This is a genomic window from Mesorhizobium sp. M0317, from assembly GCF_040321555.1.
GTDB lineage: Bacteria > Pseudomonadota > Alphaproteobacteria > Rhizobiales > Rhizobiaceae > Mesorhizobium.
On the sequence record NZ_JAMYRV010000005.1, the window covers coordinates 71,103 to 86,596 of the forward strand.

General features: G+C 63.5%; 16 protein-coding genes. 14 read left to right on the forward strand and 2 right to left on the reverse strand.

From position 1 onward, the window contains the following. Positions 1 to 65: 65 nt before the first annotated feature. Positions 66 to 761, forward strand: coding sequence for an aspartate/glutamate racemase family protein (locus NKI88_RS06675; protein WP_023684097.1), 696 nt, complete (start codon positions 66 to 68; stop codon positions 759 to 761). Between the two features lie 16 nt (positions 762 to 777). Here the strand turns inward: NKI88_RS06675 and NKI88_RS06680 are convergent, their stop codons facing one another. Continuing rightward, a complete protein-coding gene (locus NKI88_RS06680) occupies positions 778 to 966 on the reverse strand; it encodes a hypothetical protein (protein WP_023693181.1) in 189 nt (62 codons plus the stop codon). Positions 967 to 1,104: 138 nt separating this feature from the next. Here NKI88_RS06680 and NKI88_RS06685 point away from each other — a divergent pair, with 138 nt between their 5' ends. The 6 genes from NKI88_RS06685 to NKI88_RS06710 all read left to right on the forward strand — a co-directional run bounded on the left by NKI88_RS06685 (position 1,105) and on the right by NKI88_RS06710 (position 6,914). Further along, positions 1,105 to 1,500, forward strand: coding sequence for an AGROH133_08824 family phage infection protein (locus tag NKI88_RS06685; protein ID WP_352654303.1), 396 nt, complete (start codon positions 1,105 to 1,107; stop codon positions 1,498 to 1,500). A 246-nt stretch (positions 1,501 to 1,746) separates the two neighbouring features. After that, the gene (locus NKI88_RS06690) at positions 1,747 to 2,307 is read left to right on the forward strand and encodes a F0F1 ATP synthase subunit delta (RefSeq protein ID WP_023736849.1); all 561 of its coding nucleotides are present in this window, start codon (positions 1,747 to 1,749) and stop codon (positions 2,305 to 2,307) included. Then, the gene (gene atpA / locus NKI88_RS06695; protein WP_352654305.1) at positions 2,307 to 3,836 is read left to right on the forward strand and encodes a F0F1 ATP synthase subunit alpha; all 1,530 of its coding nucleotides are present in this window, start codon (positions 2,307 to 2,309) and stop codon (positions 3,834 to 3,836) included. Before NKI88_RS06690 ends, atpA begins: the two co-directional genes overlap by 1 nt. Positions 3,837 to 3,870: 34 nt before the next feature. Further along, positions 3,871 to 4,755 carry a F0F1 ATP synthase subunit gamma gene (locus NKI88_RS06700; protein WP_352654307.1) on the forward strand — a complete coding sequence of 295 codons (885 nt, stop codon included), beginning with the start codon at positions 3,871 to 3,873 and terminating at the stop codon, positions 4,753 to 4,755. Between the two features lie 70 nt (positions 4,756 to 4,825). Continuing rightward, entirely contained in the window at positions 4,826 to 6,397 is a 1,572-nt protein-coding gene (gene atpD / locus NKI88_RS06705; protein WP_023698224.1) for a F0F1 ATP synthase subunit beta, read from the forward strand. Between the two features lie 109 nt (positions 6,398 to 6,506). Continuing rightward, positions 6,507 to 6,914: a F0F1 ATP synthase subunit epsilon gene (locus NKI88_RS06710; protein WP_023668674.1), complete on the forward strand. Its 408-nt coding sequence runs from the start codon at positions 6,507 to 6,509 to the stop codon at positions 6,912 to 6,914. A 100-nt stretch (positions 6,915 to 7,014) separates the two neighbouring features. Here NKI88_RS06710 and NKI88_RS06715 read toward each other — a convergent pair whose 3' ends face one another. Further along, on the reverse strand, positions 7,015 to 8,517 hold the full coding sequence (locus tag NKI88_RS06715) for a mannitol dehydrogenase family protein (protein ID WP_352654309.1): 1,503 nt from the start codon (positions 8,515 to 8,517) through the stop codon (positions 7,015 to 7,017). Positions 8,518 to 8,692: 175 nt separating this feature from the next. Between NKI88_RS06715 and uxaC the strand changes: the two genes are divergently transcribed. The 7 genes from uxaC (at position 8,693) to kduD (ending at position 15,493) form a co-directional block, all read left to right on the forward strand. Beyond that, positions 8,693 to 10,102, forward strand: a complete 1,410-nt coding sequence (uxaC, locus tag NKI88_RS06720) for a glucuronate isomerase (protein ID WP_352654311.1) — start codon at positions 8,693 to 8,695, stop codon at positions 10,100 to 10,102. Between the two features lie 38 nt (positions 10,103 to 10,140). Then, on the forward strand, positions 10,141 to 11,118 hold the full coding sequence (locus NKI88_RS06725) for a TRAP transporter substrate-binding protein (protein ID WP_352654313.1): 978 nt from the start codon (positions 10,141 to 10,143) through the stop codon (positions 11,116 to 11,118). Positions 11,119 to 11,188: 70 nt separating this feature from the next. Next, positions 11,189 to 11,752: a TRAP transporter small permease gene (locus NKI88_RS06730; RefSeq protein ID WP_502899868.1), complete on the forward strand. Its 564-nt coding sequence runs from the start codon at positions 11,189 to 11,191 to the stop codon at positions 11,750 to 11,752. After that, positions 11,753 to 13,033, forward strand: a complete 1,281-nt coding sequence (locus tag NKI88_RS06735; protein WP_023684106.1) for a TRAP transporter large permease — start codon at positions 11,753 to 11,755, stop codon at positions 13,031 to 13,033. It abuts the gene before it with no gap. A 38-nt stretch (positions 13,034 to 13,071) separates the two neighbouring features. Then, positions 13,072 to 13,848 (forward strand): FadR/GntR family transcriptional regulator, encoded by a 777-nt coding sequence (locus NKI88_RS06740; protein ID WP_352654315.1) that lies wholly within the window; start codon positions 13,072 to 13,074, stop codon positions 13,846 to 13,848. A gap of 23 nt (positions 13,849 to 13,871) precedes the next feature. Next, the gene (kduI, locus tag NKI88_RS06745; protein WP_352654317.1) at positions 13,872 to 14,729 is read left to right on the forward strand and encodes a 5-dehydro-4-deoxy-D-glucuronate isomerase; all 858 of its coding nucleotides are present in this window, start codon (positions 13,872 to 13,874) and stop codon (positions 14,727 to 14,729) included. Continuing rightward, positions 14,726 to 15,493 carry a 2-dehydro-3-deoxy-D-gluconate 5-dehydrogenase KduD gene (gene kduD / locus NKI88_RS06750; RefSeq protein ID WP_352654319.1) on the forward strand — a complete coding sequence of 256 codons (768 nt, stop codon included), beginning with the start codon at positions 14,726 to 14,728 and terminating at the stop codon, positions 15,491 to 15,493. The genes kduI and kduD overlap by 4 nt, the downstream gene beginning before the upstream one ends. The last annotated feature ends 1 nt before the right edge of the window (position 15,494 follow it).

Sequence of the window (15,494 nt, forward strand, 5' to 3'; positions counted from 1 at the left end):
GTTGACATCGACCCGTAAAGCTTTTCTGTGAGAGAGATCGTTCGGTCCTGCTGGAGGCTCAGCGCATGAAAACCCTTGGCCTCATCGGCGGCATGAGCTGGGAATCGACGGCGATCTATTATCGCCTGCTCAACGAGATCGTGCGCGAGCGGCTGAGCGGGCTGCATTCGGCAAAGCTGTTGCTCTATTCCTTCGACTTCGCCGAAATCGCCGACCGGCAGCATCATGGCGACTGGGACAGTGCGGGCGTGCTGCTGGCGGATGCGGCGCGCAAGCTGGAGGCGGGCGGCGCAGAGGGGCTTTTGATCTGCACCAACACCATGCACAAGCTCGCCGACCGGGTGCAGGCGGCGGTGTCGATCCCGCTTATCCACATTGCCGACGCCACGGCCGTCGCGGTCAAGGGCGCCGGCGTCAAGCGGCCGGCGCTGCTGGCGACCCGCTTCACCATGGAGCAGGATTTCTACAAGGGCCGGCTGACGGAGAAATACGGGCTGCAGCCCGTGGTGCCGGACCAGGCTGGGCGCGACATGGTGCACCAGGTAATCTACGACGAGCTTTGCCGGGGCATCGTCAACGCGGCATCGAAGGCGGCCTATATCGACGAGGTCGCCCGTCTGCGGCGCGATGAGAAGATCGATGGCGTCATCATGGGCTGCACCGAGATCACCATGTTGATTGGCGAGCGCGATTTCGACATTCCGGTGTTCGACACCACGCGCATCCATGCCGAGGCGGCGGTCGCATTCATGCTGCCCTGAAGGGTCAAAACAAGGATCAGGGCTGGGCAGCCACGGCGACATTGCCGCTGCCGGCCACTTTCAGCTTCCATCGATCTGCTTCCGTGCCGGCCAGATTGAGGTGCCCGGTCAGGAAATAAAGGCGACCGGTGTCGGGGCCTTTGGCTGTGCAAAACCGGTCCTGCAGATAGGAGGGAGGCGTCGCCTGACAATACAGGTTGGCCACGATGCTGGCCGGACGCGTGCGCGGCCTAAACAGCCTTCCGCTCCTTCACGAATTGCGCGCCGAAACTGCCGCGCGCTTGACTTCTTTTTGCAGCGACATTCAATGCATCCGGCATTGCTGTGAGGGGATGAAAGCAAGATGGAATTCGCGTTTCCGTGGCCGACCAGCCAGGGCGAATGGCTGGCTTGGTCCAGCGCCGTCGTCACCTTGGCGCTCGGTCTGCTGTTTTTCCTCGCGCCAGGGCTGGCATTTCGGATTCTGCGGCTGCAGGTCCGGCCCGAAAGGGCAGCGGCAATCGCGGAAGGGCGCGGCCGCATGTCGGGCTTCTATCTCGGCGTCAGCCTGTGCTGCATTCTGTTGGCGCAGCCGTGGCTCTATATGGCACTCGGCTTTTCCTGGCTGTTCACCGCTTTTGGCCGTTTGCTGTCGATTATGTCGGACGGCGCCAACACGCCTTTCAACTGGGCGTCGATCGTCGTCCAACTCGTCCTGGCCGCGTTGCCGCTTGCCTTCGTCTTCGGCTTTCTGCCCTGAATCGGCAGCCAATCCAAAGGCTTCGGTTGAACTCTGCGGCCGGATGCGACAATAGTGCCCGAAAAGCATGCGGGACGACGCATTGCGGTCTTAAAATGCCTGTGCTAGACGGCAATCGACTTTCGGCCGGGGATAGCGGAAGCCGCGCCTCCGTGCTTGGAAAAACTTAGTAAGGTCAAAGATTTAGCCAGAGTTTTTGCTCGCGCCAACAATCTGCGGCCCCTCAGACAAGAGAAAAGACGGTCCGTGGCTCAATCGTCATCGCCAATCTCGGGTGTCGCAGAACGCTACGCGGGTTCGCTGTTCGAACTTGCGCGGCAGTCGAATTCGGTGGCCAAGGTCGAGGCCGACCTCAACAGTTTCGCCAGGATGCTGGATGACAGCGCCGACCTGACGCGCCTCATCAACAGCCCGGTGTTCTCCAGCGAGGACCAGGCCAAGGCAATCGCGTCGATCGCCGACAAGGCCGGCATCACTGGCCTGACCGGCAATTTCCTGCGCGTCGTCGCCCGCAACCGCCGGCTCTTCGCGGTGCCCGGCATGATCAAGGCATTTCGCCGGATCTCTGCCGAACAGCGCGGTGAGACATCAGCCGAGGTCACTTCGGCGCATGAACTGACGGCTGCCCAGCAGACGGAACTCAAGGCCGCGCTGAAAAGCGTCGCCGGCAAGGACGTGGCCATCACTGTTACCGTCGATCCGTCGCTGCTCGGCGGGCTGGTGGTCAAGATGGGCTCGCGCCAGATCGATACGTCGCTCAAAACCAAACTCAATTCGCTCAAGCTTGCACTGAAAGAGGTCGGCTGATGGACATCCGCGCCGCGGAAATTTCCGCAATTCTCAAAGACCAGATCAAGAATTTCGGCAAGGAGGCCGAGGTCTCCGAAGTCGGCCAGGTGCTGTCCGTCGGTGACGGTATCGCTCGCGTCTACGGCCTCGACAATGTCCAGGCCGGCGAAATGGTCGAGTTCCCCGGCGGCATCCGCGGCATGGCGCTCAACCTCGAAGCCGACAATGTCGGCGTCGTCATCTTCGGCGCCGACCGCGACATCAAGGAAGGCGACATCGTCAAGCGCACCGGCGCCATCGTCGATACGCCTGTCGGCATGGGCCTGCTCGGCCGCGTCGTCGACGCGCTAGGCAATCCGATCGACGGCAAGGGCCCGATCAAGGCGACCGAACGCAAGCGCGTCGACGTCAAGGCGCCAGGCATCATCCCGCGCAAGTCGGTCAACGAGCCGATGTCGACCGGCCTCAAGGCCATCGATGCGCTGATCCCCGTTGGCCGCGGCCAGCGCGAGCTGGTCATCGGCGATCGCCAGACCGGCAAGACCGCGATCATCCTCGACACGATGCTCAACCAGAAGGCCGTGCACGACAACGGGCCGGAAAAGGAAAAGCTCTACTGCGTCTACGTCGCCATCGGGCAGAAGCGCTCGACGGTCGCGCAGTTCGTGAAGGTTCTCGAAGAGCGCGGCGCCCTTGAATATTCGATCATCGTCGCCGCCACAGCTTCCGATCCGGCGCCGATGCAGTTCCTGGCGCCGTTCACCGGCGCCACCATGGGCGAATATTTCCGCGACAACGGCATGCATGCGCTGATCAGCTATGACGATCTGTCGAAGCAGGCCGTCGCCTATCGCCAGATGTCGCTCTTGCTGCGCCGCCCGCCGGGTCGCGAAGCCTATCCGGGCGACGTGTTCTACCTGCATTCGCGCCTGCTCGAGCGCGCCGCCAAGCTCAACGACGATCTGGGTGGCGGTTCGCTGACCGCGCTGCCGATCATCGAGACGCAGGCCAACGACGTGTCGGCCTACATCCCGACCAACGTGATCTCGATCACCGACGGCCAGATCTTCCTCGAAACCAACCTGTTCTTCCAGGGCATCCGTCCGGCGGTCAACGTCGGCCTGTCGGTGTCGCGCGTCGGTTCGTCGGCGCAAATCAAGGCGATGAAGCAGGTCGCCGGCTCGATCAAGGGCGAGCTCGCGCAGTACCGCGAAATGGCTGCGTTCGCGCAGTTCGGCTCCGATCTCGACGCCGCCACGCAGCGCCTGCTCAACCGCGGCTCGCGCCTGACCGAACTGTTGAAGCAGCCGCAGTTCTCGCCCCTCAAGGTCGAGGAGCAGGTCACGGTGATCTTCGCCGGCGTCAGCGGCTATCTCGACAAGCTGGCGCTGAACCAGGTCGGCAAGTTCGAGCACGGCCTGCTCAGCCATATGCGCTCGGCCGGCAAGGACGTGCTGGACGGCATCCGCAAGGAAAAGGCGCTGTCGGACGATCTGCGCGCCAAGCTGAAGGCCGAGATCGACGCCTTCGCCAAGACCTTCGCTTGAGAAGAAGCCGGACGCTCGGGATCAGGTTTGAAGCATGCCTTCATTAAAAGACCTTCGTAACCGTATCGCCTCGGTCAAGGCGACGCAGAAGATCACCAAGGCGATGCAGATGGTCGCCGCGGCGAAGCTGCGCCGCGCGCAGGAAGCAGCGGAGGCGGCGCGTCCCTATTCCGAGCGGATGGGTGCGGTGCTGGCCAATATCACGCAGGCGATCGGCGGCGGCGGCGATGCCCCGGCGCTGATGACCGGCACCGGCAAGGACGATGTGCATCTGCTCGTCGTCTGCACCGCCGAGCGCGGCCTGTGCGGCGGCTTCAACTCGCAGATCGCACGTCTGGCCCGCGACCATATCCGCCGGCTTCTGGCCGACGGCAAGCAGGTCAAGATCATCTGCGTCGGCAAGAAGGGTTTCGACATTCTGCGCCGAGACTATGCCTCGCTCATTATCGACCGCGTCGACCTGCGCGATGTCAAGAAGCTCGGCTTCGTCAATGCCGATGCCATCGCCCGTAAGATCATCCATCTGTTCGGCGAAGGCGGCTTCGATATCTGCACGCTGTTTTATTCGCAGTTCAAGTCGGTGATCAGCCAGATTCCGACCGCGCAGCAGATCATTCCTGCCGGCGTGGCTTCCGCTCCCGCCGAAGCGGCCGCCGGTGGCAATGCCGTCTACGAATACGAGCCGGAGCCGGGCGAGATCCTCACCGACCTCATTCCGCGCAACATCTCGGTCCAGGTCTTCCGCGCGCTGCTCGAAAACGCAGCCGGCGAGATGGGCGCCAAAATGAGCGCCATGGACAATGCAACGCGCAATGCCGGCGACATGATCAACAAACTGTCGATCACCTATAACCGCCAGCGGCAGGCGCAGATCACCAAGGAACTGATCGAAATCATTTCGGGCGCCGAAGCGCTCTAGGCGCGACCGCCAGGAGGTCATCGACCTTCTGATGGAGCGTGAGAAACAAAGGACGAGAAGGGTAAAGACGATGGCGAAAGCAGCGACCCCCGCGAAGACGGCCCCCAAGGCGGCCGCAAAGGCTCCGGCAGCAGCGGCGAAGGCCGCTCCGGCCAAGAAGGCGGCCGCGCCCGCCAAGGCCGCGGCTCCGGCAGTGAAGACGACGAGCGTTGCCGTCAAGAAGACCGGCGCCATCGGCAAGGTTCGCCAGGTCATCGGCGCCGTCGTCGACGTGCAGTTCGGTGATCATCTGCCGGCCATTTTGAACGCCATCGAAACCTCCAATGTCGGCAACCGCCTGGTGCTCGAAGTTGCCCAGCATCTGGGCGAAAACACCGTGCGCTGCATCGCCATGGATTCCACCGAAGGCCTGGTTCGCGGCCAGGACGTCTATGACACCGGCGCGCCGATCACCGTTCCGGTCGGCCCGGGCATGCTCGGCCGCATCATCAACGTCATCGGCGAGCCGGTCGACGAAGAAGGCCCGGTCGACGGCATCGAGATGCGCGCCATCCACCAGCCGGCGCCTACCTATGTCGAACAGTCGACGGAAGCGCAGATCCTGATCACCGGCATCAAGGTGCTCGACCTTCTGGCGCCCTACGCCCGCGGAGGCAAGATCGGCCTGTTCGGCGGCGCCGGCGTCGGCAAGACGGTTCTGATCCAGGAGCTGATCAACAACGTCGCCAAGGCGCATGGCGGCTTCTCAGTGTTCGCCGGCGTCGGCGAGCGCACCCGCGAGGGCAACGATCTTTATCACGAGTTCATCGAGTCCGGCGTCAACAAGAAGGGCGGCGGCGAAGGCTCCAAGGCGGCACTGGTCTATGGCCAGATGAACGAGCCGCCGGGCGCGCGTGCCCGCGTCGGCCTGACCGGCCTGACGGTCGCCGAATATTTCCGCGACCAGGGCCAGGACGTGCTGTTCTTCGTCGACAACATCTTCCGCTTCACGCAGGCCGGTTCTGAAGTGTCGGCGCTGCTCGGCCGTATTCCTTCGGCCGTGGGTTACCAGCCAACGCTGGCCACCGACATGGGTGCGCTGCAGGAACGCATCACCACAACGACCAAGGGTTCGATCACTTCGGTGCAGGCGATCTACGTGCCGGCCGACGATTTGACCGACCCGGCGCCTGCGACCTCGTTCGCCCACCTGGACGCGACGACCGTGCTCAACCGCGCGATCTCGGAAAAGGGCATCTACCCCGCCGTCGATCCGCTCGACTCGACCTCGCGCATGCTCGATCCGCTGGTCGTCGGCGAGGAGCACTATGCCGTCGCCCGCCAGGTGCAGTCGATCCTCCAGCGCTATAAGTCGCTGCAGGACATTATCGCCATCCTTGGCATGGATGAGCTGTCGGAAGAGGACAAGCAGACGGTGGCCCGCGCCCGCAAGATCGAGCGCTTCCTGTCGCAGCCGTTCTTCGTCGCCGAAGTGTTTACGGGTGCGCCGGGCAAGCTGGTCGACCTCGCCGACACAATCAAGGGCTTCAAGGGCCTCTGCAACGGCGACTACGATCACCTGCCGGAAGCCGCCTTCTACATGGTCGGCGGCATCGACGAAGCGGTCGAGAAGGCTCAGCGCCTGGCGGCTGAAGCAGCGTAATCAAGGCAATAGGGAGTAGTCAGTAGTCAGTAGTGAATAGCGGCCGGGTGATCAGGACAGCTGTCCTCTCCCTACTCCCTACTCACTATTCCCTACTCACTAAATTGACATGGCTGAAGCTTTCAAGTTCGAACTGGTCTCGCCGGAGCGCCTCCTGGTTTCCGAGCAGGTCGAGTCCGTCGTCATTCCAGGCGCCGAAGGTGAAATGACAGTCATGGCGCATCATGCGCCAGTCATGACCACGATCAAGCCGGGCGTCGTCACGCTGAAGACCGCCGGCGGCAAGGAAGAGCGCTATGTGGTGTTCGGCGGCTTTGCCGACATCGTCCCTGCCGGCTGCACGCTGCTCGCCGAATCGGCGGTCGCCGTCGGCGATATCGACCGCGCCGATCTCGCCCGCCGCATCCAGGAAGCCAAGGAAGACGCCGCCGACGCCAAGGACGACCAGAGCCGCAGCAAGGCGGAGCAGTTCCTTAGCCAGCTTACCACGCTCGAAGGCGCGCTGCTGCCGGCGTAAGCCGCAGAATGACTGGACGTGATCCGAGGGGTCATGGTCGGGCAAAGGTATGAAACAGGCCGGGCTTAAGCCCGGCTTTTTGTATCCGGGCGACGTCAGGTCACCTGGTCTTTCCCGGTATACCCAGTGCCGCGAGCGCGAGCGCCACCCCGCCTTGCAGGATATGCTCGCGATGAGCGGCAACCAGTTCGATCAGCGTCTGGCGGTCGGGGCTGCCGCTGGCGAAGCCGGCGAGGTCAAACACCGTCACCACCCGTTCCAGCGTCGGCTGCGCTCCGAGCGCCGCCAGTGCCGCGTCGAGCGGATCGGTAAAGTGGGCTTCCGGCAGGTCCTTGCCGCGCGCCTCGCAGGCGGCGATCCAGGCGGCGATCACCAGCGTCAGATGCTCCGGGACCAGGCCGGCCTGGATGCACTCGATGGCGGTAGCGACAATGCGCTGCGGCAATTTCTGGCTGCCGTCATTGGCGATCTGCGCGGTGCGGTGGACCAGCGCGGTGTTGGAGAAACGTTCGGCAAGTTCGGCCGTATAGGCTGACGTGTCGAGCCCGGCATCCCCAGGCAATGTCGGGATGGCCTCGGCCCAGAGCCGGTCGACGAACGCGCGGATCGCGGGATCCGCGAAGGCGCGGTCGACGGTGACGTGGCCGCTGAGCAGGCCGATATAGGCGATGCCCGAATGGGCGCCGTTGAGCAGCCGAAGCTTCATGTCCTCGAACGGCCGGACATCCTCGACCATGGTGACGCCGAATTTCTCCCAGGCCGGGCGGCCGGCTGGAAACCTGTTTTCGATCACCCATTGCCGGAACGGTTCGGTCATCACCGGCCAGGCGTCCTCGAGGCCGAGTTCGACCGCGATGCGCGCCCGGTCGGCATCGGTGGTTGCCGGCACGATGCGGTCGACCATGCTCGATGGGAATGCAACGTCATCGGCTATATGACCGGCGAGGGCAGCGTCGCCTGAAGCAGCAGCGCCGGCATCGCGCAGTTTTGCAAACCCGACCAGCAGCCGGTGCAGCGTGGCGCCATTGGCCGGCAGGTTGTCGCAGCAAAGCACGGTGAAGGGCGGCGTGCCGGCGGCCCGGCGTCGCACCAGCGCTTCCGCCAGGAATCCATGCGCTGTCCTGGGAGATCCGGGATTGCCCAGGTCGTGGACGATATCGGGATGGTTTTCGTCGAGGCTGCCGTCGGCGGCCCTGAGATAGGCCTTTTCGGTGATGGTCAGGGTGACGATGCGGGTGCGCGGGTCGGTCAGCGCGGCCAGCACCGCGCCGGGGTCTTCCGGCGCGACCAGCATCGACTGGATCGAGCCGATAATGTGCAGCGCTTCGCCATCGCTGCCGCGCACCGCCAGCGTGTAGAGCCCGTCCTGTGGCGTCAGCGCATCGCGCGTGTCGGGGCTGCGCAGCGAGACGCCGACAATGCCCCAGCCGGTCTCGCCGGCCGCTAGGCAGTCATCGACATAGGCGGCCTGATGGGCACGGTGGAAGGCTCCAACGCCGAGATGGACGATGCCTGGGGCGACACTGGCGCGATCATAGGGGGGGACCGCGACCGAGGTCGGCAAGGATTGCACTGTTGCGTTGGAAAGGCGTCTGCTGGTCATGGCGCGGCTTGTCGCTGGATGGTGTGCGGGGCGGGATCTGCTAGCGGCGTAACATCCGCTCTTCCGCCGCACAATGACCTGACGCCGGTTAAAAGTCATCATACAACAATCCAGTTTTTGTATGTTGACATTATTTCTTTCCAATCCTACCGATATCGCCCCTGGGAGGAACGACGTGGCGGGACTGACCGATCCGGATCTGCTTTTTGCCGCCGAAGGGCGCGCGCTGTCGATCGCGCGCGATCTCCATGCCGGCATCAAGGACCTGCCGATCATCAGCCCGCACGGCCACACCGATCCGCGTTGGTATGCGCTCAACGAGCCATTCCCCGATCCGGCGCAATTGCTGGTGGTGCCCGACCACTACATTGTCCGCATGCTGTTCAGCCAGGGCGTGCGGCTGGAAGATCTCGGCGTCCCGACCCTCGACGGCTCGCCGGTCGAGACCGATCCCAGGGCGATCTGGCGGCGCTTCGCCGAGCACTATTACCTCTTCCGCGGCACGCCGACGCGGTTGTGGCTCGACCATGTGCTCGAGCATCTGTTCGGCATCGAAGAGCCGCTCAACGCCGACACCGCTAGCCGCCATTACGACACCATCGCGGCGCTTTTGCAGCGCGACGATTATCGTCCACGCGCGCTGTTCGAACGCTTCAACATCGAGGTCATCGCGACGACCGAGGGCGCACTCGACGATCTCCAATGGCACAAGACGATCCGCGACAGCGGCTGGCAGGGCCGCGTCGTCACTGCCTACAGGCCGGATGCCGTCGTCGATCCCGACTTCGAAGGATTTTCTGCCAATCTCGATCGCCTGGGCGAGATCGCCGGCTGCGACACCGGCACATGGGCCGGCTATCTCGACGCGCATCGCCAGCGCCGCGCCTTCTTCAAAAGTTTCGGCGCAACCTCGTCGGATCACGGCCATCCGACGGCCGAGGCCGCCAATCTTTCCGATGCGGCGGCGGAAGAGCTGTTCAACCGCATCCGCCGCGGCTCGGACGACGAGCGCGAGCGCAAACTGTTTCGCGCCCAGATGCTGACCGAAATGGCCAAGATGAGCCGCGACGACGGGCTGGTCATGCAGATCCATCCCGGCTCATGGCGCAACCACTCGCCTGGTGTTTTCCAAAAATTCGGCCGCGACAAAGGCTTCGATATTCCGACCCGCACCGACTATGCCGCGGCGCTCAAACCCTTGCTCGACTGCGTCGGGCTGGAGCGCGACCTCTCCATCATTCTGTTCACGCTCGACGAGACCAGCTACGCGCGCGAACTGGCGCCGCTGGCCGGCGTCTATCCGGCGTTGAAGCTCGGGCCGGCCTGGTGGTTCCACGACAGTCCGGAAGGCATGCGCCGGTTCCGCGAGATGACCACCGAGACCGCCGGCTTCTACAACACCGTCGGCTTCAACGATGACACCCGTGCCTTTCCATCCATACCCGCCCGTCACGATGTGGCGCGCCGGGTTGACTGCGCCTTTCTCGCCCGTCTCGTCGCCGAGCACCGGCTGCGTGAGGACGAGGCGCATGAGCTGGCGCGGGAGCTTGCCTACACGCTTGCCAAGAAGGCGTACCGGCTGTGAGCCGGGCGCGTGGAATTTTAAAAGGGAGGAAGACAGTCATGTTGCATTTTTCAAAACTGGTGGCAGCCACATTCGCCTTCGGCTCGCTGATGATCGGCGTTGCCGGCGCCCAGACCGTACTGCGCTCGGCCGACACCCATCCGGACGGGTATCCGACTGTCGAGGCGGTCAAATATCTCGGCGAGCTCATCAAGGAGCGCACCGCCGGCCGCTATTCGGTCGAGGTCTATCATTCGGCGCAGCTCGGCGAGGAAAAGGACACGATCGAGCAGACGCAGACCGGTGTCATCGATCTGAACCGCGTCTCGATGGGTCCGTTCAACGGCATCGTGCCGGAAACCGCGGTGCCGTCGCTGCCCTACATGTTCCGTTCGGTCGAGCACATGCGCCATGTCATGGACGGGCCGATCGGCGACGAGATCCTCAAGGCCTTCGAGACGCATGATCTGGTCGGCCTTGCCTTCTACGATTCCGGCGCCCGTTCCTTCTACAACACCAAGAAGGACATCACCTCGATCGCCGATCTGAAAGGCATGAAGTTCCGCGTCATCCAGTCCGACGTGTTCGTCGATATGGTCAACGCGCTTGGCGCAAATGCCACGCCGATGGCGTATGGCGAGGTCTATTCGGCGCTCGAAACCGGTGTCATCGACGGCGCCGAGAACAACTGGCCCAGCTTCGAATCCGCCAAGCACTACGAAGTCGCCAAGCACTATACCGTCGACCAGCACCAGATCGTGCCGGAAGTGCTGGTGATGTCGAAATCGAGCTGGGACAGACTGACGCCGGAAGACCAGGCGATCGTCAAGCAGGCGGCCAAGGATAGCGTCGTCAAGATGCGCGAATTGTGGGACGCGCAGGAGAAGAAGTCGCGAGAGATCGTCGAGAAGGCCGGCGTCAAGGTCAGCGAGATCGACAAGCAGCCGCTGATCGATGCGATGAAGCCGGTCTACGACAAGTATCTGAAGACGCCGGAGCTCAAGGAGCTCGCGACGCGCATCCAGGCGACCAAGTGATTTTCTGGCGGGGCGGCATGGCGCCCCCCCGCCAATCGCTTTTAGGCGACGGAAAGACCGGGAGGATCGGATGACTGCGGGAACGGCCAGGAGCGGAGCGCCACCGCGCTTCAGTGCGGTGCTTTCGAAGATTTGCGACGGTGCGCTCTATCTCGCGGGCATCGGGATGGTCGCCATGACTGCGCTTGTTGCCTACCAGGTGTTTTCCCGCTTCGTGCTCAACGCGTCACCGAGCTGGACCGAAGTCACCGCCATCATGCTGATGAACTGGTTCATTTTCCTGGGCGCTGCCGTCGGCGTGCGCGAGAATTACCATATGGGCTTCGACGTGCTGCTCTATATCCTGCCCAAGGGCAGCAAATGGGCGCTGCGCACCCTGTCCGACCTGATCGCGTTGGGCTTCGGCTTCGGCATGGTCTGGTACGGCTGCAAGCTGGTCGGGCTGACCTGGCGGACCATCATCCCGGCGCTCGAGCTTCCCGGCGGTTTTGACTATCTGCCGCTGGTTGCCGGCGGCTTTCTGATCTGCCTGTTCTCGGCCGAACGCATCGTGCTGCGCTGGTCCGGCGCCGACATCGACAAGGATATCAATCTCGAAGAAGTTCCGGAAATGCCGGCCGTGCAGGAGGCCTAGATGGAACTCTGGATCCTGTTCGGCGTCTTCACGCTTTTGATGTTTGCCGGCACGCCGATCGCCTTTTGCCTGGGTGCGGCGTCCTTCGCCACCGTGCTTTATCTCGGCCTGCCGCCCCTGGTGGTGTTCCAGCAATTGAAGTCGGGCATGTCGGCGTTCTCGCTGATGGCGATCCCGTTCTTCATCTTTGCGGGCGATCTGATGGTGCGCGGCGGCATCGCGCAGCGCATCGTTTCCTTTGCCGGCTCGCTGGTCGGTCATGTCCGCGGTGGGCTCGGTCAGGTCAACATCATCGCCGCGACGTTGTTCGGCGGCATTTCCGGCTCGGCTGTGGCGGAAGCCGCTGCCGTCGGCGGGCTGATGATCCCGCAGATGAAAGCGCGCGGCTACGGCGCCGACTATGCCGTCAACGTCACCTCGATGGCGGCGCTGATCGCGCTGCTTCTGCCGCCGTCGCAGAACATGATCATCTATTCGATCGCCGGCGGCGGCAAGATTTCGATCGCCGACCTGTTCACCGCCGGTATCCTGCCTGGTCTGCTGTTCGCCGCTTCGCTGATGGTCACCGCCTATTTCGTCGCCCGCAGCCGCGGCTACCCGGTCGAGGCTTTTCCCGGCTTCTCGCGTGTCGGCCAGCTGGCGGTCATCGCCATCCCCGGACTTCTGCTCATCGGGATCATCTTCGGCGGCGTTCGCTCGGGCATTTTCACGGCGACGGAAAGCTCCTGCATCGCCATCATCTACGCTTTGCTGGTCACCGTCTTCGTCTACCGGTCGATGGCCTGGGGCGATTTCGTCCATGCCACAAAGGGCGCGGTGCGCACGACCTCGATGGTGCTGCTGATCATCGGCACGGCGGCCTCGTTCAGCTGGCTGATGGCCTATCTAAAAGTGCCGGTGCTGCTGATCGCAGGCATGAACGCCATCTCCACCGATCCGCTGGTGGTGCTGCTTCTGCTCAACGTCCTGATGCTGCTGCTCGGTACCTTCATGGACATGGGGCCGATGATCATCATCTGCACGCCGATCTTCCTGCCGCTGGTCACCCATTACGGCGTCGACCCCGTGCATTTCGGCGTCATCACCATCCTCAATCTCGGCATTGGGCTCAACACGCCACCGGTCGGCACGGTGCAGTTCGTCGCCTGTGCCGTCGGCAAGATTACGGTCTGGGAAGCGATGCGCTCGATCTGGCCGTTCTATGGCGCGGGCATCGTGGTCCTGGGGCTGGTCACCTATATTCCGGCGATTTCGCTCTGGTTGCCGAGCGTGTTCAAATAGGGCGTCTTCAAATAGACGTCTTCAAACAGGGGTGCGATATGGCATCGGATAGCGCTGTTGATCTCAGGGTCGAGAGAAAACCCAAACTGTCGGAGACCGTCGTCGCAGCGATCCGCAAGCAGCTGCAGGCGGGCGAGATCCTGCCCGGCTACAAATTGCCGACCGAAGGACAACTGACCGAGACCTTCGGCGTCAGCCGCACCGTCATCCGCGAAGCGCTGGCCAAGCTCGCCGCCGACGGGCTGGTCGAGGCGCGCCAGGGCGCAGGCGTGTTCGTCACCGAGCACATCTCAACGATGTTCGGCGCGCTCGCCGCCGACATGGGCAGCAAGGATTCCATCGCGCTCAATGTGCTCGAAGTGCGCCTGGCCGTCGAAATCGAATCGGCCGGGCTCGCCGCCATTCGCCGCAACGCCGCGCAGGAAGCGGCGATCCAGGAAGCCTTCTTCGAGTTCGAACGGCTGCTGCTCAACAGCGAGCCGACCGGCCCGGCCGATCTCGCGTTCCACCGTGCGATCGCCAGCGCCACCAACAACCCGTTCTATGTCGAGATGCTCGATGTGCTGGGCCGCCGCGCCATTCCTTGCGACGTGACCTCGCCCTGGTCGACGGAACTTGTGCAATCCGACAGCTATCAGCGCGGGCTGCAGCGCGAGCATCTGGTGATCCTGAATGCGATCACGTCAGGCGACGCCGAAGCCGCGCGCGAGGCGATGCGCACCCATCTCACCGCCAGCCAAGAGCGCTACCGCGAGCGGCTGCACGCCCGCCAGGTCTACTACGCCGACTCGGTCAAGGCGTCGGCAACCAAATAGCCATTCATTCAGCTGGAGCAGCAATGACTCAAAGTCACCCGCATACCGATTTCACCTCGCGTTTCGCCATCGACCCGGTCGCCGCTGCTTCCATGGGCACCGACGAACTGCGTCACAACTTCCATATTGACGACCTGTTCCAGCCGGGACGCGTCAGCCTGACCTACACCCACTATGACCGCATGATCGTCGGCGGCGCCGTGCCGGCGGCAGCGCCGCTGCCGCTGGAAGCGATCAAGCCGACGGGCACCAAGAATTTTCTCGACCGCCGCGAGCTGATCATCGTCAATATCGGCGGCGCCGGCTCGGTGACGGCAAATGGCGAGACCCACCAGTTGCAGGCGCGCGACATGCTCTATCTCGGCATGGGCAGCACCGACGTTTCGTTCGCATCGGCCGATGAGGGCGCACTGGCCAAATTCTATCTGCTCGGCGCGCCTGCGCATCACACCCATCCCAACCGGCTGATCCGCATTGGCGATGCCAAGCGCCTCGATCTCGGCAGCAAGGAAACCTGCAACGAACGCTCCATCTTCCAGTTCATCCATGCCGATGGCGTCAAGACCTGCCAACTGGTGGTCGGTATGACCCAACTGGCGCCGGGCTCGGTGTGGAACACCATGCCTTGCCATGTGCATGACCGGCGCATGGAGGCCTATCTCTATTTCGACCTGCCGGAGACGGCGCGCGTCTTCCATTTCATGGGCGAGCCGGACGAAACGCGGCATCTGGTGATGGCCAACGAGGAGGCGGTGCTGTCGCCGGGTTGGTCTATCCATTCCGGGGTCGGCACCTCGAACTATGCCTTCATCTGGGCGATGGCCGGCGACAATGTCGACTACACCGATGTCGACCCGGTGCCGCTGGGTGAATTGCGTTGAGCGGCCCTTCCTCCTTCAGCCTGGCCGGCAAGCGTATCCTGGTCACCGGCGCGAACACCGGCATCGGCCAAGGCATCGCCGTCTCGATCGCGCGCGCCGGCGGCACCGTCATAGGTGTCGGCCGCTCGGCGATGGACGACACGGAAAGACAAGTCACGGAAGCCGGTGGCCAGTTCGAGGCGGTGCGATGCGATCTCGCCGATCATGTTGCCGCCAAGGCCATGCTCGACCAGGTGTGGGAGAAGACCGGCCCGATCGACGGGCTGGTCAACAATGCCGGCATCATCCGCCGCGCCGATGCGGTCGATTTCTCCGAGGCCGACTGGGACGACGTCATCGACGTCAATCTGAAGACGCTGTTCTTTCTCAGCCAGGGTTTTGCCAGGCGCGTGCTGACCGACCCGAGGCGGCGCGGCAAGATCGTCAACATCGCCTCGGTGCTGAGTTTCCAGGGCGGCATCCGCGTCGCGTCCTATACCGCGTCGAAACATGGCGCGCTCGGCGTGACCCGGCTGCTCGCCTGCGAATGGGCGGCCAAGGACATCAACGTCAACGCCATTGCTCCCGGCTATATCGAAACCAACAACACCGAGGCTCTGCGCGCCGATCCCGACCGGAGTGCGGCTATATTGGCGCGCATCCCGGCCCGGCGCTGGGGCGGACCGGAAGACATAGGCGACGCCGCTGTCTTCCTGCTGGCCCCCGCATCCGACTATATGCACGGCGCCGTGATCCCGGTGGATGGCGGCTGGCTGGCGCGATGAG